Source organism: Winogradskyella vidalii (assembly GCF_013403955.1).
In the GTDB taxonomy this organism is placed as follows: Bacteria; Bacteroidota; Bacteroidia; order Flavobacteriales; family Flavobacteriaceae; genus Winogradskyella; species Winogradskyella vidalii.
In genome coordinates, this window is record NZ_JABFDG010000005.1 from 19,185 (window position 1) to 38,004 (window position 18,820).

Genomic DNA, 18,820 nt, shown 5'->3' on the forward strand with positions numbered 1-18,820 from the left:
CTATAAAGTAAATTTTTATACGAGGTTTCTTTTGAAAAGCTAGAAAAGCGTACTTTGGTCTTAATTGATTTTTATAAATGTTATGAAGAGTTTTTTTGTCATTTTTAATATGCTGTTTGTCCTATGGTTAAACGGTCAGCAGACAGCATATGTAGATTTTAAAACGGCAGATGTTGCTGTTAGTATTGCGCCAGATTCTAGCTTTGTTTCTGGCTCTGTGGCTTATACATATGATGTTTTAAAACCTATTGATTCTATCTTTATTGATGCTAAAGCTATGGTTATTGATATGGTGTTGTTAAATAATGAAGCGGTTGATTTCACTTATAAAAATGATAAAATAGTTGTTTCTAAACCTTTTGTAAAAGCTTTAAATCAGACGCTTTTAGTTAAGTATAACACCAAACCTAAAAAAGCACTTTACTTTTTAAAGCAAAATGATTATTGGAATATTTGGACTCAAGGTCAAGGGAAATATACGAGCAATTGGTTGCCGAGTTTTGATGATGTTAATGAAAAACTTATTTTTAATTTAGCGATTGAAGCTCCAAAAAATTATACAATACTTGCTAATGGTGTTTCAGAATCTATTGAAGCAACGGATAAAGGGAAACGTGTCCGTTTTAAGATGAAACACCCCATGTCTAGCTATTTAGTTGCTCTAGTTATTGGTAATTACGATAAAAAAACAGCAACTTCAAATAGTGGTATTCCACTAGAATACTATTATTACCCAGAAGATTCTTTAAAGGTTGAGCCAACTTACCGATATTCAAAACAAATGTTCGATTTTTTAGAAGACGAAATCGGTGTAAATTATCCATGGCAAAACTACAAACAAGTACCTGTGCATGATTTTTTATATGCAGGCATGGAAAATACAAGTCTAACTATTTTTTCGGATGCACTAGTAGTTGATGCAATTGGTTTTAATGATAAAAACTACGTCAATGTCAATGCACATGAACTGGCGCATCAATGGTTTGGTAATTTAGTGACAGCCAAGTCTGGTGAACATCACTGGTTGCAAGAAGGGTTTGCAACCTATTATGCACTTTTAGCGGAGCGCGATATTTTTGGTGAGGACTATTTTTATTTTAAACTCTTAGAATCGGTTATAGAGTTGAGTAGACAGGAGCTCTCAGGACAAGGTACATCGCTTTTAGACCCTAAGTCGAGTAGCTTAACTTTTTACAAACGAGGAGCTTTTGTATTACATGTTTTAAAGACGGCGGTTGGTGATGTGGTGTTTAATAAAGCCGTTAAAAACTATCTCGAAAAATGCCAGTATGGAAATGTTGAAACTTCAGATTTTATTAAAGAAGTACAGCGTTTACATGGGAAACCTTTATCTCAATTCGAGAATTATTGGATTAAAAACAAAGCTTTTCCTTATGATGATGCTTATGAACTTTTAAAGCAACAGTCGACTTTTATTAATGAATATGCTATGGTAGATTGTGAAACTAAGTCATCTAAATGTGCAGAATACTTAAAATATTATGTGTCTGATGAAGCGAAAGCTAAGGTGATTTCGCAGATGCCAGAATTAATTACTGCAGATGTTTTTAAAAATGGTTTGAAAGTTAGACAAGCGATAGCTGAGCATATGACTAAAATTCCAGAACATTTAAAATTAGAGTATGAGACTTTACTTGATGATAAATCGTATAAAACGATAGAAAGTGCCTTGTATAATCTTTGGGTTAATTTTCCTCTAGAACGTTCTAAATACTTAGCTAAAACTCGAAGATTAGAGGGGTTTAGTGATAAAAGTTTACGTATGCTTTGGATTGTTTTAAATCTAAATACACCTTATTATGAAGCCGATAATAACTATGCTTTACTCGATGAGTTATTAGGGTATACTAAAGAAAAGTACAATGTAGATGTAAGAATTAATGCGTTTAATTACCTAAATTTAATTCAATCCTGTAATGATGCTTGTCAGGCTAATTTAGAGCTCGCAAAATCACATCATAACTGGAGATTGGTTAAGTTTGCAAAAGAATTTTCTAATAAAATAGAAGAAAAAAAGAATTAATGCGTGCATTAGTAATATCAGGAGGTGGAAGTAAAGGTGCGTTTGCAGGTGGCGTAGCCCAATATTTAATGGAGCGCGAAAAGCACAACTATGACATGTTTCTAGGCACCTCTACAGGGAGTTTATTAGTGCCACATTTAGCGGTTAATGAAATAGGAAAGCTGTACGATATTTTCACCAATGTTCAGCAACATAATATTTTTAGTGTTAGCCCATTTGTGCAACGAAAAAAAGGCGATAGAGAATATGTGTCTATTGATTTTGTGAATTCACTTTGGCAGTTTATAAGACGCAAACGGACTTTTGGAGAGAGTAAAGCCTTGAAAAAACACATAAAAAAGCATGTTACTTTTGAAGAATATCAGAAGATTAGAAAAGACAAACACGATGTCGTAGTTACAGTGGCCAACTTGTCTTTAAATCGTGTGGAGTATAAGTCTATACAAGATTGTTCTTATGAAGAATTTTGTAATTGGATTTGGATTTCGTGTAATTATGTGCCTTTTATGTCTTTGGCAAAAGTAGATGGTTACGAGTATGCTGATGGTGGATTAGGAAGTGTTATTCCTATTAGAGAGGCTATTTTGCGTGGTGCAACAGAAATCGATGCTATTGTTTTGGAAGCTGAAACCTTAGGGAAACAAAAGGTTCTAGGGAAAAATCCGTTTTCTTTAATGATTAGTCTTTTTGGGCATTTATTAAATCAGGTTGAACGCAATGATATTATGATTGGGAAATTAGCAGCTCGAAATAAAAATGTAAAACTCAATTTATATTACACGCCAACCAGTCTTACCGAAAACTCGTTAATTTTTAGCAAACGACTCATGGAAAAATGGTGGCTTGAAGGTTACGAATATGCAGAACGACGACATGAAAAATGAGTGTTGATTTAAGGAATTTATAAGATGCATAAAAATGTCAATCTGACATTTAATTGGGTTTAAGAGGGGTCTGATGATGAATATTTGACATTTTATTTTGTGATTTTGATAGTTTAGTAACGTAAAAATGGCATTAATTTATTTTGGTATTTTATTTGCAAAGTTTAAACTGAAGTCGTGAGATTTCAAATTTGAAATAATGTTTAATTTAAAATTTTGTAATTATGAGCACTTTAGTAAATGTTCCTAAAAACGGAAGTTTAGCGACAACAAATTCAAATGTAAACTTCCCAACATGGTCTAATTGGTTAGATGATATTTTTAACAGAGACCTTCCTTCAGTATTTACGTCTAATTTTAATCCTGGCATTAGTTTACCAAAAGTAAATATTAAAGAGAATGCTGATTCTTATAGGGTTGAAATGGCAGTTCCTGGTTTAAAAAAGTCAGATTTTCAAATTGACCTAGATAATCAAGTATTGTCAATTTCCACAACCAAAAAAGAAGAAAGCGAAGAGGCGAAAGAAAACTTTACACGACGTGAATTTGGCTATGCATCGTTTAAAAGAACTTTTAGTTTGCCAGAAACAGTAGCTGAAGATAAAATAGAAGCAAGTTATAACGAAGGTATTTTAAGTATTCACTTGCCTAAAAAAGAGGCGGCTAAGCAAAAGCCTGCTAGACGTATTAAAATTTCATAACTATTTCAATACTACTATAGGTATATGTTGAGGATGAGGCTGTTGTTTCGGCCTCATCTTAAATTATACTTGCTTATGTATGTTTAATTTTAAAATTTGAAATAATGAAAACGCATATTTTATTACTGATGACTGTTTTCTTGAGCGTCAGCTGTAGCGGACAACATAATGAATCGAAAAAAGCAGCAGAATTAGAGCCTAAAGAAAATGTAGATAAAATGCCAAAAGGTAATTGGCAGGTAGATAAAGCGTATGATGAAAATGGAAACCTAATTAGATATGACAGTATTTATTCTTGGTCGTCTGTAGATGATTTAAACGGGCTTTCTGCAACGGAAAAGGATAGTCTAATCCACCACTTTAAATCTGAATTTTATACAAATTTATCAGGATTTAAGCATCAAGGATTTGAAGATGTGTTTTCGCAAGATTCGCTTTTTAATTCACAGTTTTTTAACGACGATTTCTTTGGAAGTGATTTTGGAAAAGACTTTATGAATCTAGATAAAATCAGACAACAAATGATTGAGCGACAGAAGGCATTTTTAGAAAAATACCAGTCAGAATTTATTAAGCCAGAAGACGAAGACTAAAAAGTTTTCGTCTTTTTTTTTTGACAGGTCTATATGCTTTGTGCTAACTAAGACGATCTGTTTTTTTATATGCAAAAGTGATGATTTTATTAACCCGATTGCATATTAATTTTCAGATTTGTTTTTGAAATACAGTGTTTATTTAATAGATCTTTGTTGCAGTAAACACGTAAATAAAAATCTAAAAAGATTTTTGTAAGAAAGTAAAAACTAACACTGAATTTTATATGGTATTAGTTAGCTAAGGTTCTTTATTCCTTTACTGAATTCCAATTTTCTCCTGTTTTTATTCTGTGAATTTGCATATCAGAGACGCCAAAACGTTTTGCAATTCTAGTGATTTTGTTTCTTTTGTTTTTTAATTGACGTTTAATAATCTTCACTTTCCCTTCGTTCAATTTGCCAATGTTTTTACTTCTTTTCTTAACAATTTCATTCCATTCAGGATGGCTAAATTGATGAAGTTCTTTTTCTCTTTTTGTGGCCCACTTTAAGTTTTCAACTCTATTGTCGGTTTTGTCGTAGTTTTTATGAATAACACAAATTCCATCATTTTTTTCCAGAAAGTGTTCAGCAACAAGTTTGTGTACGTATCTGCTAGTCTGTTTACCGTTCTTTTTTTGTTTTACTGGTAAATTCTGATACCCATTTATGAAATATTCTTTAACTAAAAATTCCTCCTCAGTTTTGCAGTTAATGATTCTGCCGTAATTAGATATTTTAAACTTTTCCTTTTCAGATATTTTATCGTCAAATTCAATATCTTTCCATTTTTCATTCCAATAATTCCTTATCATACTCAATCTTCGTCTTTAATCTTTTTAAAAGCAAATTTACAATAATTTCTCAAACAAGTATATTATACGCTAATTCGAGGGAATTAGTAGTTTTTGATGTGAGGCATATGGGGCAACGTATTTGTATATGATTTTTCGCCTGGTTTAGTGTTTAATTTAGCAAATATAAACCGAATAGATTTGAGCGTGGCGAACAGGCAAAGCAAAATTTTGATAAGATTTTGTAAGTAAGCGATGATCAGAATAGGTTATTTACGGAGTTAGACAATGTTATTTTGTTCTTACTGGTATTGATAATTTAATATTAGTACCAACAGCTTTCTTTTCAGCTGTTTTGGTAGGAATAAATTTAGGTAATGATTCAATTATCTTTTTAATAGCTTTACGGGCTTGATTACCGCCTGCAATTGAGTTTAATGGCTCAACTTTAGAAACTTCTCCGACTTTTGAAATACTAACTTTAAATTCTAATATTCCATCTTCTTTTGGTGGTTTTATATTTTTAGATTTTAGAGTTTTAATTACGTAAGCGTGGATTGATTTCTTTGTGCATTCCGTAATTTTAGATGTGTCTATTTCGTTTTCGCAACCTACAAATGTTAAAGGTTGAACAAGGGATTGGGCTTCTTCTTTATTTGGTAAGCAAATTCCCTTAATTCCATTTCGATTGGTTATGGCGACTAAACCTAATCCTTTTTTATAATAACGAATTTCTTTTTCTCCAGTAGAGTATTTGTTTTCTACAACTAATAAGTTTTCATAATTACAGTAAGGTGTTTCAAAACTTCCATTGATATCATCTATTTTTCCGGATGTCCATTTTATTCCTTTTTCTGGTTTTGCTATAAGTAAAATGGTTTCTTTTTTTAGTTTTTCATTAAACATATAAATGGTGTCATTTTGATTTCTCAACAACAAATCGTAGACAGTTCCATTTTGAAAATCTTGCTCGTACTTATAATATTCATTTCCATCAATGTTAATTTTCTTTGTTATTTTTTCAATATAGAATGTGTTTCCCCAAGTTATATTTTTTTCAAAACCTATTTCTAAAGGAAAGTAACTTTCGCCAAAATTCTTTTCACAAAAGTCACTTTGTGCAAATCCAAAAATTGGTAAAATTGCAAGAATAAATATTGTCGTTTTTTTCATGTGTTGGTTTTAGTTTTGCTTAAAGTTTATTTATAGGAATTGTGCGATTTTCTATGCAGGGATTTGCCCAAGGAAAATCAGGTGTAACACAAGTACTCATACTTTTGATTAAGTACTAAACTAAGTATTATTTTTATATGGTGTTGTAAAATGTTATTCTAAATTTTATGGCTTTAAACCTATTACTTGATTTGTTAATCTTTCTCTTAGTCATTTCGTTAAAATGCTAGCTCTAGACTCGTGGTCTTAAATTTTTAATTTTCCAAGATAGAAAATCGCACAGTACATCATTTATATAAAGTGTGTTGAAATAAGGTAAAATACAGTTGTAACCTTTTATCGATTGAAATAATTAAATTTGAAATTATTTTGAGCGCTTTGTTTTTAAATATTTTAGAGGTGTAATACCTGTCTCTTTTTTAAAAAACCGACTAAATTCTTCTAGGTTGTAATAGTGCAATGAAGAAGCTACTTCGGTTATGTTATACTTGCCAGATCGCAATAAGGATTTTGCTTGCGAAAGTAAAATTTCATTGATATGTTTTTTTGCTGATCTTCCGGTGTCTTTTAATAATATCTTGGTTAATTGATGTGTTGATATAGCTAATTTATTGGCATAGAAAAGTACTTTTCGTTCTTTAAAGAAGTTTTTTCGTAATAGTTCATGAAAATCAGAAATTACCTTGTCGTGTCTCATGTGTTTCCCTGTAGTATAATAAAGATTATGGTGACTGACTAATATGTTTTCAGTCTCATATAATAGAATTATAATAAGGTTTCTTATAATATCATTTCTAAAAAGATGCTGTTCGTCTTTCATTTTGTCTCGAATATTTTCAATCTGTATTATGAGTTTTTCTGCTTCTAAATCTGTTAATTTGACATAGTCTAACCCATTATTATTTAAAATCTTAAAACGATCCAAGAAATAAATATTGTTGAGAACTTCTACAAGAAAATTTTTCTTAAAAATTACAATTAGGCATCTGTAGTCTTCAGATACTTCTGTCATTTCAAAAACAGTTGAAGGTGTCAAAACCGCTAAAGTATGCCTGTCGTAGTAGATTTCTTTACCTTCAATTTTACCTTTAATGTAGCCCGAAGTACAAAGCGCTATTTGGTAACACGTAGAGCGAAAAGGTGTATTGGGTATGATATTGTTAATTAAAATGTCGGACACAAAAAAGTTAAGTGCATTAAGTGTTTTAGCTTCTCCGCGTGTAAACTCGTTAATATTTAATTCAGGAATTTTAAGCGACATCTGGTAGTGGTTTATATATTAAAAAAAAGTATTTTTTAGTCAAATAAAAATACCTTTTAGTCAAAGATATTGATTTTATAGAAAATAACTTTGTAAAGACGAGAATCCTTATTCTAATAAGTACGACACTGAAGGTTTTATAAGTAATTAAAAAAATAAAACCAAATAGATATAACACTGATAAAATAATAATTAAAAATAAAATATATGAAAGCAGTAAGATTTTATGGTAAAGATGATGTACGCATAGAAGATATAGAAAAACCAAGTCCTAAAACCGGAGAAGTATTGATAAAAATTGGAGGAGCAGGCGTTTGCCATTCCGATTTACATATTATACACGACGGTATACCTGGTGCTGATGAACTAACTCCGTTTACACTAGGACATGAAAATGCGGGCTGGGTTGAAGAGCTTGGAGAAGGAGTTACAGAATACAAAAAAGGAGATGCTGTAATTGTTTACGGACCTTGGGGGTGTGGACACTGTAAGCCATGTCAGGTATCTTCAGAAAATTATTGTGATTATCAATCCGTGCAAGCCTATGGTGGTGGACTAGGATTAAATGGAGGGTTAGCTGAATATATGATTGTTCCTTCTACGCGATTGCTGGTACCCATTGGTGATTTGGATCCCGTTATTGCTGCGCCGTTAAGTGATGCTGCTCTCACGCCCTATGCCGCAATAAAGCGTTCATTAACTAAACTTACCACAGATGCTACCGTTGTTGTAATTGGTATTGGTGGACTTGGCCATATGGCACTTCAAATTTTAAAAAGTGTTTGTGGTTCTACGGTTATAGCCGGAGATATCTCTGAAGATAAACTTGATTTAGCAAAAAAACATGGTGCCGATTATGTTATTAATACTACTGATGCTGATGCCGCCGAACAAATATTGAAAATTACAGGAATAAAGAAAGCAGCGGTTGTTTTAGATTTTGTGGGCATTGGCCCTACCATTGCACTCGGCAAAAAAGTTATAGGACTTGATGGTGATTTAACCATTGCAGGATTGGGAGGTGGAGCAATGGATGCCTCTTATGGTCAGCTTCCGTTTGGTGTAAGAGTGAGCACACCATATTGGGGTTCTAGAGCAGAACTCATTGAAGTAATAGCTTTAGCAAACCAAGGAAAATTAGACATTGCCATAGAAACTTATAATTTGGATAAAACAAAAGAAGTTTATGACAAGCTACATCACGGCAAAATTATTGGTAGAGCTGTTATGATTCCTTAATATGAGTTGATTACATATGAAAAACAATATATTTAAAAAGTAGTATACATGAAACTTTTAGAAAACAAAGTAGCAATCGTAACAGGTGCTGGATCAGGAATAGGTAAAGCAATCGCAAAATTATATGCTAAGAAAGGCGCCAAAGTCGTTGTAAATGACATTAGTAAAGATAATGGACAGGCTGTGGTAGACCAAATTCAATCTGAAAATAGAGAAGCTTTTTTTGTAGAAGGCGATGTCTCAAAAGCAGAAGACATTAAGAATTTAATTCAAAAAACAGTAGAAAAATATGGTAGATTAGATATCGCCTGCAATAATGCTGGTATAGGCGGAGAACAGAATAATACTGGGGCTTTTTCTATAGAAGGATGGCGTAATGTTATCGATATTAATTTGAATGGCGTTTTCTATGCTTGTAAATATGAAATAGAACAAATGGAAAAAAATGGTGGTGGTGTAATTGTAAATATGGCCTCTATTCATGGAGCTGTTGCTGCAGCGCTCTCTCCTGCATACACCGCTTCTAAACATGCTGTTGTTGGTTTAACCAAAAATATAGGTGTAGAATATGCACAAAAAAATATACGATGTAATGCTGTTGGCCCAGGATATATTGAAACTCCTTTATTAAAAGGGTTGCCTCCAGAAATCTTAGAAGAACTTAAGGCCAAACATCCTATGAATAGATTAGGTAGGTCAGAAGAAATAGCTGAATTAGTATTATTCCTGAGTTCTGAAAAATCATCATTTATGACTGGTGGGTATTACTTAATTGACGGTGGATATACCGCTATTTAGTGACACTAAAATACAATGATTAAAATAATTGCTTGTACTCGCCAACTTCTAAAAATCTTATCGAATTTTAGTTTGGTGTGTACTTGCAAACTTAGCTACTAAGTTGACAAATATAAACCGAATAGGTCCGTGCTCAGCGAACAGGCGAAGTAAAATCTCTGAGGATTTTTGTAAGTAGGTTAGGATTAGCCATTAATTATACAACGTGTTTTACCCCGTTTTTGTTTCTTTTTATTATTTCAAATATTCCTAAAGTTAACATCGCAATTATGATTCCTTGGATAAAGAATATTCCAATTCCATACGTTACTGATTCTATAAGTCTCAGGTTTCCATTTTCAGTTTGATAGTCTCTATGGAAGCTTGTTGTTAGTATTACAAAACGTTCTAGGTACATTCCGCTTTTCATTCCGAACGCAACAAATAATACATACCAAAATTTCGATGCTAAATTTTTAATAAACAATGTAAGTGGTAATATAAGGGCTCCAAAAAACATAATCCAATAAGCAATTGCATATGGTCCATTAGCTCGATTGATAAAGGCGTGTTCATCGGGATTCATAGCCATTTCAATCAGGTAAAAAGTAAAAGTAACTATCGTATAAATAATAATTGTCCAGCGAATTAGATTCAGAACTTTTTTAGTTTCAAATCGGTTTTTGAAAATTAGTTCCATAAATATTAATGTCAGAATTATAGGAATCAAACAGTGAATCAGATTCGCATCAATTAGTTCAATAATCCTTTTATATAATTCCATTTTTTGTTTTTCGTAGGTCGCTCGTCAAATTGGGTACAACATGTTATAAAATTATAAATATAAGTGTTATCCAATCTACCTTTTAGAATCTGATCAGTTTTTTATATTTTCACTAGTAGTGCTATTATTATTTTTATTATTATGAGTATTAGCATCTTAAAAAAAAAAGCCATTTTACAAATTGTAAAATGGCTATCAGACCTTGGAATCCCCTTAATTAATTCCAACCGCCTCCTAAGGCTTTATAAATTTTAACGTTCGCTAAAAATTGGTCTCTTTTGGTTTCAATAATTTCTAATTTAGAGTCTAAAGCTTCTCTTTGTGTTAATAAAACTTCGGTGTATTCTGCTCTGGCAGATTTAAAAAGTTGAATAGAAAGGGCAATAGCTTCCGTCATAGCATCAACTTGTTGGGCTTTTAGGTCGTAATTTGCTTTTAGATTATTAATGTCAGACAGTGTGTTGGCTACTTCAATATAGCCGTTTAGAATGGCTTTTTCATATTCAAACACTGCTTGTAATTGTTGGCTGTTAGCATTGCTATATGCTGCTTTAATAGCGTTTCGGTTTATTAACGGACTAACGACATCGCCAACTAATGAGTATAAAAGTGATTCTGGTGTGCTGGTTAAATACTTTGTGTTAAACGCTTGTAAACCAATACCAGCTTTAATACCTAGAGAAGGGTAGAAGTTCGCTTTGGCAATTTTGACATTCAATTTTGAAGCTTCTAATTCATATTCAGCTTGTTTAATATCTGGTCTGTTAGCTAACAGCTGTGCAGGTAATCCGGCTTCAATACTAGCAATCGGACGATCAATAAAATCAGAAGCATCTCTGTCAATAGTTTGTGGATATCGACCTAACAAGAAATTAATCTTATTTTCTGTTTCTACAATCTGTTGTTGAATCTCAAATTTATTACTTTGATTTTTAAAGACTTCTGCTTCAAAGCGTCTCACGGCTAACTGCGTAGCTCTTGCCGCTTGCTTTTGCAGTTTTACCATCTCTAAAGCATTATTTTGAATCTCTAAATTCTGTTCAATAATACTTAATTGATTGTCTAGTGCTAAAAGCTCGTAATAGGAATTGGCAATTTCTGAAACGATATTAGTGACCATAAAATTCTTACCTTCTATAGTACTTAGGTATTCTAACACGGCTGCTTTTTTGCCATTGCGCAGTTGTTTCCAAACGTCGAGTTCCCATGAGACATCTAAACCCACTGAAAAATCAGTTAAAGGTTCAGGGAATTCTTCGCCTTCTCTGATATCTAATTGCTGTTCTACAGCACCATTACGAGTGTATTCACCTACTTTTTCTACTTCAGCACCTGCATAAACGTTGACAAAAGGGAGATATTCCCCTTGTCTTACCTTAACTTCATTATTAGCCATCGCAATTTGCTGTAACATAATATGAAGCTCTTGGTTATTGGCCAAAGCCGTATCAATTAGTGCCACTAACTTTGAATCGGAAAAGAAATTTTTCCACTGTACGGTAGCCACATTTGCGGTATCTGAGGATTCATTTTGGTAGTGTTCTGGGACTTCTATATTGACGTCTCTAATAGCTTTTTGTGTTGGGACACAAGAAAAAACTAGGAGTAAGGTGAGCATGCCAATGAAGTACGATTTTCTATATGTATATGTTTTTATCTTAGTCATCGTTTCTGTTTTTACGAAGTTTTTTCAATAGTTTTCTGAGCTTACTGATTTCTTCAGTATTGGCTACAGTTTGATTTTTAGTTTCACTAACGCGCATCATCTCTTCAGAAATAGGTTCGCTGGCTTCATCTTTAATTAGACTTTTACCGTCTGCCATTTTTGCAAATATGTAGTACAGTCCTGGAATAATTAAAACCCCGCCAAGTGTACCAATTAGCATACCACCTAAAGCAGAACCCCCAATGGTTCTATTACCAATAGCACCTGCTCCTGAGGCAATAACTAACGGAATTAATCCGGCAATAAATGCAAAGGATGTCATTAAGATAGGTCTAAATCGTGCTCTTGAGCCTTCAATCGCAGCATCTAAAATGGTAGCGCCTTGTCGTCGTTTCTGTACGGCAAATTCTACAATTAAAACTGCATTTTTACCGAGTAAGCCAACCAGCATGATAACGCCAATTTGAGCATAAACATCATTGGCTAATCCCATGGATTTAAGTAAAATAAAAGAACCAAATACACCAACAGGTAAGGATAAAATAACAGCAAAAGGCAATAGGAAACTTTCGTATTGTGCGGCCAAAACAAAGTACACAAATATAAGTACGACTATAAAAATATAGATAGATTCATTCCCTCTTTGGGCTTCATCATAACTTAAACCTTCCCAAGCAATATCGTAACCTCTAGGTAATTTTGTGGCTGCGACTTCTTTGATGGCTTTTATAGCATCATCACTGGTAAATCCCGTTGCTGGTAAGCCTCTAATGGATGCTGAATTGTAAAGGTTATAACGTGTAATTTCGTTAGGTCCTAATTTTTTTTCAATACTCATAAAAGCAGAGTAGGGCACCATTTCACCTTCTTCATTTTTTACAAATAACTTATCGAGATCCGTAGGTAAGCGTCTGTATTCTGGTGCGGCTTGTGTATATACTTTAAAGAAACGACCAAAACGAATAAACCCTTGCTCATAGGTACTGCCAATTAAAATATTGAGATTTTCCATGGCTGTACCAATAGTTACGCCTTTCTGCATCGCAATTTTATTATTGATTTTTAACTCATATTGCGGATAGTTGGCAGAGAAGAAAGTGAATAAACCGGTCAGCTCTTCGCGTTCCGATAAGGCTTTCATAAAGTCATTGTTTACACTCTCAAAATGATGGTAATCTGTTGAGTTTGTCTTATCTAATAAACGCATGGCAAATCCACCTGAAGATCCAAAACCGGGTACTGCTGGCGGTTCAAAGTATTCTATAATAGCTCCTAAGTTTTTGGTTTCTTCTTCTAAGGCCTCCATGATTTCATGAACCGAGTGCTCACGCTCTGACCATGGTTTAAGGTTGATTAAACAGGTTCCGGCATTAGAGCCACGACCTTCAGTCATAATTTCATAACCTGCTAAAGAAGATACCGATTCTACACCGTCCATTTCTTCACAGATTTTCTGAAGATTTTTAGCCACTTCATTGGTACGCTCTAAAGTCGCTCCAGGAGGTGTTTGAATAATGGCATAAATCATTCCTTGGTCTTCGTTAGGAATAAATCCTGCGGGTAACACCTCGTTTGTAAAGAAAATTCCAACACAGAAGGCGGCCAATATACCGAAGGTGATAAAACGTCTGGCTACGATTTTATTTAAAACCTTAACATAACGCCCTGTCAGTTTTTCAAAACCACCATTAAACCAATCGATAAATCGATCTAAAGGTGAGGTTCGTTTTTTACCATGATTATTCTTTAATAACATGGCACAAAGTACAGGGGTTAAAGTCAGGGCAACAATAGCAGAAATAACTATTGAACCTGCCATGGTTATTGAAAATTGTCGGTAGAACACCCCAACTGGCCCCGTCATAAACGAAATAGGAATAAATACAGAAACCATAACTAAGGTAATAGCCACAATAGCACCACCAATTTCACCTAAGACTTCTGAAGACGCTTGGTAGGGTGTGAGGTGTTGGTCTTCTTCCATTTTTACGTGAACCGCTTCAACAACAACAATAGCATTATCGACCACAATACCAATCGCTAATACTAAAGCAAAAAGTGTAATAAGATTAATTGATAAGCCAAACATCTGCATTACAAAAAAGGCACCAATCAAGGAAACCGGAACAGCAATTATAGGAATTAATGTGGAACGCCAATCACCTAAAAATAAGAATACCACTATAGCAACCAAGATAAATGCGTCTCTTAGTGTGTGAATTACCTGATCTATGGAAGCATCTAAGAAGTTAGAGACATCATAACTAATTTGGAAATCGATTCCTGGTGGTAAATCTACTTCAAGCTCATCGAGTTTCTCTTTTACAGCATCAATAACATCACTACCATTACTTCCAAAAGTTTGTTTTAATACAATTGAAGCTGAAGGTTTTCCATCTAAATTTGAATAGATATCAAAAAACTCACTTCCTAATTTCACATCAGCAATATCAGCAAGGGTAACGATTTGGCCTTCTTTGTTGGCTTTAACAATGATTTCTTCATACTGTTCAGGTTCATTGTAACGGTTTTGATACGTTAATACATACTCTAAGGATTGTGATGTTTGGCCAGAACTTCGCCCCAAACGACCAGGTCGTGCCAAAATACTTTGGTCTTCCATAGCCTCTAAAACTTCCTCAGCAGAAATGTTATATGCACGCATACGATCGGGTTTTAACCACACACGCATGGCATATTTTCGACTACCTAAAATTTGCGCACTAGCAATACCTTTAATACGTTGTATTTCGGGAATTATCTTGGTGTAGGCATAATTATATAGAAACTTTTCGTCGTTGTCTTTAACCGTACTTGAGAGGTTAACGTACATTAACATACTCGGTTGCACGGGTGTAATAATGACACCTTCACGTTGTACCAATTCAGGCAGTAAAGGCATCACCTGATCGACTCTCGTTTTGACTCTTACAACGGCTTCATTGGGATCAGTTCCTGGTTCAAAAATAACACGTAAAGTTCCTTCACCTGCACTAGTGGCATCTGAGGCGATGTAACGCATATCTTGCACACCATTAATGGCAGTTTCTAGCGGAATTAATGTAGAATTTACCAATACATCAGCACTAGAACCTGGATACGCTATAAAAATATTGACTGTAGTTGGTGCAATTTGCGGGAATTGTGATATAGGTAATTGCTTTATAGCTAAACCACCTATAAATATAATGATCACCGAAATGACAATAGCCAAGACGGGTCTTTTAATAAATTTTTTAAACATAATGTCTGTAGATTAGTTAGAATTACTCAGCGTAAAGCTCTAGATTAGATAATACTGTAATAGGGTCTACAGATTTTGTGTGAATTTCCTCTTGGTCTCTTACCATTTTAATCCCTTCTAGTAGAATAGTTTCGGTTTCAGAAAGTCCTTTATCTACGATAAACAAGTGCGGTAATTCGGCTCCAATAGTGATTTCTCGTTGGTGTACCACGTGATTTTTATCTACCACAAAAACATAGGTTTTATCTAAGATTTCAAACGTGGCTTTTTGAGGCACGATAACTACATCTTTAAAAGGTATTGTCATAAGAATACTTCCTGTTTCACCATGTCTTAAAATACCATCAGGATTAGGAAACGTAGCTCTAAAGGCAATATTACCAGTTTCGCTATCAAATTCTCCTTCAATGGTTTCTACAATACCTTTTTGGTTAAATTGCTTGTTGTTAGCCATTAATAGGGCAACATTTTTGTTGTTTCTTTTAGCTTCACTTGTAATATAATCGAGATATTCTGCTTCAGGAACATTAAAATACACCCACATTTCACTGTTGTCTGAGAGTGTGGTTAAAAGTTCGCCTTCGTCTAATAGACTTCCTTCCCTGGCTTCTAAATGGTTAATAATGCCATTAAAAGGGGCTTTAATGCTGGTAAATCCTAAGTGGGTTTGTGCTAAAGACACTTCAGCATTGGCTTTTTCTAAGTTGGCTTGTGCCATGGCCAATTCATTTGGAGATACTACATTGCCATCGGCTAATAATTGCGTGTTGGCGAGTTCAATTTGTGCCACTTTAGACTCGGCTTTAGCTTTATTAAGTTCAGCTTGATAAATATTAGGCATTATCTGAAATAACTGTTGCCCTTTCTTAACGTGTTGGCCTTCATCTATAGAGATGTCTTTTAAATAGCCTTTTTCTAAAGCACGGAGTTCAATATGTCTAATAGAGTGGATTTGACTCACATAATCTTTAACAATTGTAGTGTCTTTTTTTATGGGGTTAGTGACAAGAAATGTAGATTCTTCGTGTTTTTCTTCTTTGTGTTCTTCACAGCTCGCTAGAGTTATACACATACATAGGCCTGTGAAAATGGTGATTTTCTTAATGGTATTCACTTGTAAAATGATTTTATAAAATGATATAATTAATTGGTCAAACCCATTAGAAATAGGGAATGCCATTCTTTAGAGTTTTGGTCGAAACTCTAAACCTTTAAATAAGAAACAGACCTGTTGTGGTTGTTAGTCTGTTTTAAGCTTATCAAATTATAAAAACTTGGAATTGTACATGAAGCCTAAGACGAGGTTCACTGAGGTGACTTTGTGGATGGTATATGCTTTTTTGAAGCTGTTTTGAAGACTGTTCAAATAATAAGGCATTTATAAAGGCTGTTTCTAAGTAATCTTTATAAAACTGTTTTTTTGTAGAAGCTTCTTCATCTTCAAATTGATTACTTTCTATAACTTCTACATTTCTTCTATCATCAGTGTCTTTGCGATGCGGAACAATAGTTGTCTTAGTTGATTGCTTAGCGTCATTGTGAGATATACTACAATAGCTTACAGCAAAAGGATTGGTTGTATGATTTACAGCTTCATTGGCCTGAATATTTGCAAATGCGCTGAGTAATACAACTACAACTAAAGATAAATATGTATTGAAAGTTTTTTTCATTTCAGGCCTCAAAACTATATCATAAGATTTAAATTACCAAAAAGCGACTGTTTTAATTTTAAGACCGCAATGATAAATATTTCTTAAAGAAAGGAAATTGTATTGCTGTAAATAAAATTTCCCCATGTTTTAGCAACGCTTCCCAATAGCTAAATAATGCTATTCTATCTTAGCATTTAACTAAGAGTTTTATTAGTCTAAATAAATTAAAAGTACTATCGGATATGATAGATGTTTTAATCCTATTTTTTACATTATTTGAAACTACAGCGTGGTAAATAATTCATTTTCTGGTAACCTTGCCTTTGGATTTTTATCGGTAGCGTTAAAATCGGATGTTGTTCTATAGCCTAAAGAAACTGCTACTAATGCGGTATATCCTTTTTCTCTTAATCCAAATTCTTCATCTAATGCTTTTACATCGATACCTTCCATTGGTGTTGCATCTATTTTTAGGCTGGCTACTCCCAACAAAAAACAGCCTATATTTAAATAGACTTGTTTTTCTGCCCAATGTTGTACATCCTTTAAGTCGTATTTATGTATGTTGGTAAAAGCGTTCATGGCACCAAATAATCCATTTTTTATATCTTCAGTAGGTAGTCTTCCGGCTTTGTCTTCTGTGTTTAAAATATGTGTTAAATAATCTTCGTTTACGGAAGTCTTGGCACAAAACAATACTACAGCAGAGGCATTCGTAACTTTAGGTTCGTTAAAATGAAAAAATCCTTGAGTGCCTTTGGCCATGCGCTCTTTTCCTACTTTAGTTTCGGCAATAATAAAGTGCCAAGGTTGTAGATTGATGCTAGAGGGACTCATTCTTAACAAATTTTTTATTTGAGACATATCGGCTTCAGAAATTTGTTGTTTTGGGTCAAAATCTTTGGTGGTGTATCTCCAGTTTAGCGTTTCTTCTAAGTTCATTTTGTATTGTTTTTAATTACTATAAAAATTATAGTTGCAAAAGTAAGTATAGTGTTTTATGTTTGCAATAACGGTCAAAAAGGATAGTATAAAATATATGGAAACAACAACATCAAAACAGCTCACTTATAGAGGTAAAGCCTACCCTTGTTGTGCAAGTTTAACAATGGGAATTATTGGGGGGAAATGGAAAGCAGTTATCTTATATCATTTACTTGAGAAAAAATTACGGTATAATGAATTAAGGAAAAAAATGCCTACTGTTACTGAACGAACACTGAGTTTGCAACTCAAAGCTTTAGATGATGACAAATTGATAAAAAGAAAGGTGTATACATCTAAACCGCCTTTAAAAGTAGAGTATTCTTTGACTGATTTAGGTAAAACCTTAATACCGTTAATTCAATCTATTGCGGATTGGGGCGATTATGTCGTTGAAAACCATACAAAATAGGCGTTCTAGTTTTTTTATTGTTGAAGTTGTTTTGTTTGGCAATCTATGTGTTTAGTTAGTTAACTATAAACAAGTTGTAGGTTAAGTGTTCTGATAGGAAATGTTCTTTATCATACATCATCGTTTATTTCTATCCAGTAACCATTGGGGTCTTGAAAGTAAATCTGTTTAATACCATCCTTTCGGATATATACTTTATTAGGTGTGTCCAACCAATCCGTAAAAACAATTTCTAAAGTATTGAGAGTTGCAATTATAGGGTCTATATTGGCTGTACTTAAGGCAAAATGCACAGCCTTATTAACTTTTATTTCAAAATTTGGACGTGGAATAAGATGGAGTTGTTTGCCTTCATTTAGTGATAGCCACCGTGTTTTTGATTCAGAAGCCGTGTTCTTTATTTCTTTAAGTTGAAGTACCTTTTTATAAAACTCAACAGATTTATCAACATCTTGTACAGAAAGACCAATATGGTTAAAAGAAAAAGTAGCCATTATTAAATAGGTTATGAGATTAAAATATTTTGTTAGTTTTTTTTGACTGTTTGTTAGCGATTGTGGATATGGTTTGCTTAGCCAGTACGCTATATTTATGTGTGTTAAGATAACTAAAATAGCAAATAAATTA

The 18,820-nt window shown here is 33.5% G+C and carries 17 protein-coding genes; 7 read left to right on the plus strand and 10 right to left on the minus strand.

The window, feature by feature from the left end:
* Positions 1-82 precede the first annotated feature (82 nt).
* The 4 genes from HM982_RS12145 to HM982_RS12160 all read left to right on the plus strand — a co-directional run bounded on the left by HM982_RS12145 (position 83) and on the right by HM982_RS12160 (position 4,222).
* The gene (locus tag HM982_RS12145; RefSeq protein WP_179353517.1) at positions 83-2,044 is read left to right on the plus strand and encodes a M1 family metallopeptidase; all 1,962 of its coding nucleotides are present in this window, start codon (positions 83-85) and stop codon (positions 2,042-2,044) included.
* Positions 2,044-2,928 carry a patatin-like phospholipase family protein gene (locus HM982_RS12150; protein WP_179353518.1) on the plus strand — a complete coding sequence of 295 codons (885 nt, stop codon included), beginning with the start codon at positions 2,044-2,046 and terminating at the stop codon, positions 2,926-2,928. The genes HM982_RS12145 and HM982_RS12150 overlap by 1 nt, the downstream gene beginning before the upstream one ends.
* Before the next feature lie 224 nt (positions 2,929-3,152).
* Positions 3,153-3,629, plus strand: coding sequence for an Hsp20/alpha crystallin family protein (locus HM982_RS12155; protein ID WP_179353519.1), 477 nt, complete (start codon positions 3,153-3,155; stop codon positions 3,627-3,629).
* Between the two features lie 104 nt (positions 3,630-3,733).
* Positions 3,734-4,222 (plus strand): hypothetical protein, encoded by a 489-nt coding sequence (locus tag HM982_RS12160; protein ID WP_179353520.1) that lies wholly within the window; start codon positions 3,734-3,736, stop codon positions 4,220-4,222.
* Positions 4,223-4,473: 251 nt separating this feature from the next.
* On the opposite strand, the gene HM982_RS12165 is transcribed toward HM982_RS12160, so the two are convergent.
* The 3 genes from HM982_RS12165 to HM982_RS12175 form a co-directional block, all read right to left on the minus strand.
* Positions 4,474-5,019, minus strand: coding sequence for an HNH endonuclease (locus HM982_RS12165; RefSeq protein ID WP_179353521.1), 546 nt, complete (start codon positions 5,017-5,019; stop codon positions 4,474-4,476).
* A 270-nt stretch (positions 5,020-5,289) separates the two neighbouring features.
* The gene (locus tag HM982_RS12170) at positions 5,290-6,171 is read right to left on the minus strand and encodes a hypothetical protein (RefSeq protein ID WP_179353522.1); all 882 of its coding nucleotides are present in this window, start codon (positions 6,169-6,171) and stop codon (positions 5,290-5,292) included.
* Between the two features lie 364 nt (positions 6,172-6,535).
* Complete coding sequence (locus HM982_RS12175) at positions 6,536-7,432, minus strand: AraC family transcriptional regulator (RefSeq protein ID WP_179353523.1); 897 nt, start codon at positions 7,430-7,432, stop codon at positions 6,536-6,538.
* Positions 7,433-7,639: 207 nt separating this feature from the next.
* Here HM982_RS12175 and HM982_RS12180 point away from each other — a divergent pair, with 207 nt between their 5' ends.
* Positions 7,640-8,671 (plus strand): NAD(P)-dependent alcohol dehydrogenase, encoded by a 1,032-nt coding sequence (locus tag HM982_RS12180; protein WP_179353524.1) that lies wholly within the window; start codon positions 7,640-7,642, stop codon positions 8,669-8,671.
* 48 nt (positions 8,672-8,719) lie between these two features.
* Entirely contained in the window at positions 8,720-9,469 is a 750-nt protein-coding gene (locus tag HM982_RS12185) for an SDR family NAD(P)-dependent oxidoreductase (RefSeq protein WP_179353525.1), read from the plus strand.
* Positions 9,470-9,665: 196 nt separating this feature from the next.
* On the opposite strand, the gene HM982_RS12190 is transcribed toward HM982_RS12185, so the two are convergent.
* From HM982_RS12190 to nfsB, 6 genes are all read right to left on the minus strand, one after another.
* Entirely contained in the window at positions 9,666-10,232 is a 567-nt protein-coding gene (locus HM982_RS12190) for a hypothetical protein (protein WP_179353526.1), read from the minus strand.
* A gap of 217 nt (positions 10,233-10,449) precedes the next feature.
* Entirely contained in the window at positions 10,450-11,898 is a 1,449-nt protein-coding gene (locus HM982_RS12195; protein WP_179353527.1) for a TolC family protein, read from the minus strand.
* Complete coding sequence (locus HM982_RS12200) at positions 11,891-15,142, minus strand: efflux RND transporter permease subunit (protein ID WP_179353528.1); 3,252 nt, start codon at positions 15,140-15,142, stop codon at positions 11,891-11,893. Before HM982_RS12200 ends, HM982_RS12195 begins: the two co-directional genes overlap by 8 nt.
* Positions 15,143-15,164: 22 nt before the next feature.
* Positions 15,165-16,247 (minus strand): efflux RND transporter periplasmic adaptor subunit, encoded by a 1,083-nt coding sequence (locus tag HM982_RS12205; RefSeq protein ID WP_179353796.1) that lies wholly within the window; start codon positions 16,245-16,247, stop codon positions 15,165-15,167.
* A gap of 154 nt (positions 16,248-16,401) precedes the next feature.
* Positions 16,402-16,815 carry a hypothetical protein gene (locus tag HM982_RS12210; RefSeq protein ID WP_179353529.1) on the minus strand — a complete coding sequence of 138 codons (414 nt, stop codon included), beginning with the start codon at positions 16,813-16,815 and terminating at the stop codon, positions 16,402-16,404.
* 264 nt (positions 16,816-17,079) lie between these two features.
* Positions 17,080-17,739 carry an oxygen-insensitive NAD(P)H nitroreductase gene (gene nfsB / locus HM982_RS12215; RefSeq protein ID WP_179353530.1) on the minus strand — a complete coding sequence of 220 codons (660 nt, stop codon included), beginning with the start codon at positions 17,737-17,739 and terminating at the stop codon, positions 17,080-17,082.
* 97 nt (positions 17,740-17,836) lie between these two features.
* Here nfsB and HM982_RS12220 point away from each other — a divergent pair, with 97 nt between their 5' ends.
* Positions 17,837-18,193 (plus strand): winged helix-turn-helix transcriptional regulator, encoded by a 357-nt coding sequence (locus HM982_RS12220; protein WP_179353531.1) that lies wholly within the window; start codon positions 17,837-17,839, stop codon positions 18,191-18,193.
* 110 nt (positions 18,194-18,303) lie between these two features.
* On the opposite strand, the gene HM982_RS12225 is transcribed toward HM982_RS12220, so the two are convergent.
* On the minus strand, positions 18,304-18,687 hold the full coding sequence (locus HM982_RS12225) for a VOC family protein (protein WP_179353532.1): 384 nt from the start codon (positions 18,685-18,687) through the stop codon (positions 18,304-18,306).
* Positions 18,688-18,820 lie beyond the last annotated feature (133 nt).

Excerpts from the sequence above, each read along its gene's own strand:
- nfsB (WP_179353530.1), bottom strand. The coding sequence starts at position 17,739 with ATGAACTTAGAAGAAACGCTAAACTGGAGATACACCACCAAAGATTTT.
- HM982_RS12220 (WP_179353531.1), top strand. The coding sequence starts at position 17,837 with ATGGAAACAACAACATCAAAACAGCTCACTTATAGAGGTAAAGCCTAC.
- HM982_RS12210 (WP_179353529.1), bottom strand. The coding sequence starts at position 16,815 with ATGAAAAAAACTTTCAATACATATTTATCTTTAGTTGTAGTTGTATTA.
- HM982_RS12150 (WP_179353518.1), top strand. The coding sequence starts at position 2,044 with ATGCGTGCATTAGTAATATCAGGAGGTGGAAGTAAAGGTGCGTTTGCA.
- HM982_RS12225 (WP_179353532.1), bottom strand. The coding sequence starts at position 18,687 with ATGGCTACTTTTTCTTTTAACCATATTGGTCTTTCTGTACAAGATGTT.
- HM982_RS12160 (WP_179353520.1), top strand. The coding sequence starts at position 3,734 with ATGAAAACGCATATTTTATTACTGATGACTGTTTTCTTGAGCGTCAGC.
- HM982_RS12195 (WP_179353527.1), bottom strand. The coding sequence starts at position 11,898 with ATGACTAAGATAAAAACATATACATATAGAAAATCGTACTTCATTGGC.
- HM982_RS12145 (WP_179353517.1), top strand. The coding sequence starts at position 83 with ATGAAGAGTTTTTTTGTCATTTTTAATATGCTGTTTGTCCTATGGTTA.
- HM982_RS12155 (WP_179353519.1), top strand. The coding sequence starts at position 3,153 with ATGAGCACTTTAGTAAATGTTCCTAAAAACGGAAGTTTAGCGACAACA.
- HM982_RS12180 (WP_179353524.1), top strand. The coding sequence starts at position 7,640 with ATGAAAGCAGTAAGATTTTATGGTAAAGATGATGTACGCATAGAAGAT.
- HM982_RS12185 (WP_179353525.1), top strand. The coding sequence starts at position 8,720 with ATGAAACTTTTAGAAAACAAAGTAGCAATCGTAACAGGTGCTGGATCA.
- HM982_RS12170 (WP_179353522.1), bottom strand. The coding sequence starts at position 6,171 with ATGAAAAAAACGACAATATTTATTCTTGCAATTTTACCAATTTTTGGA.
- HM982_RS12175 (WP_179353523.1), bottom strand. The coding sequence starts at position 7,432 with ATGTCGCTTAAAATTCCTGAATTAAATATTAACGAGTTTACACGCGGA.
- HM982_RS12200 (WP_179353528.1), bottom strand. The coding sequence starts at position 15,142 with ATGTTTAAAAAATTTATTAAAAGACCCGTCTTGGCTATTGTCATTTCG.
- HM982_RS12165 (WP_179353521.1), bottom strand. The coding sequence starts at position 5,019 with ATGATAAGGAATTATTGGAATGAAAAATGGAAAGATATTGAATTTGAC.
- HM982_RS12190 (WP_179353526.1), bottom strand. The coding sequence starts at position 10,232 with ATGGAATTATATAAAAGGATTATTGAACTAATTGATGCGAATCTGATT.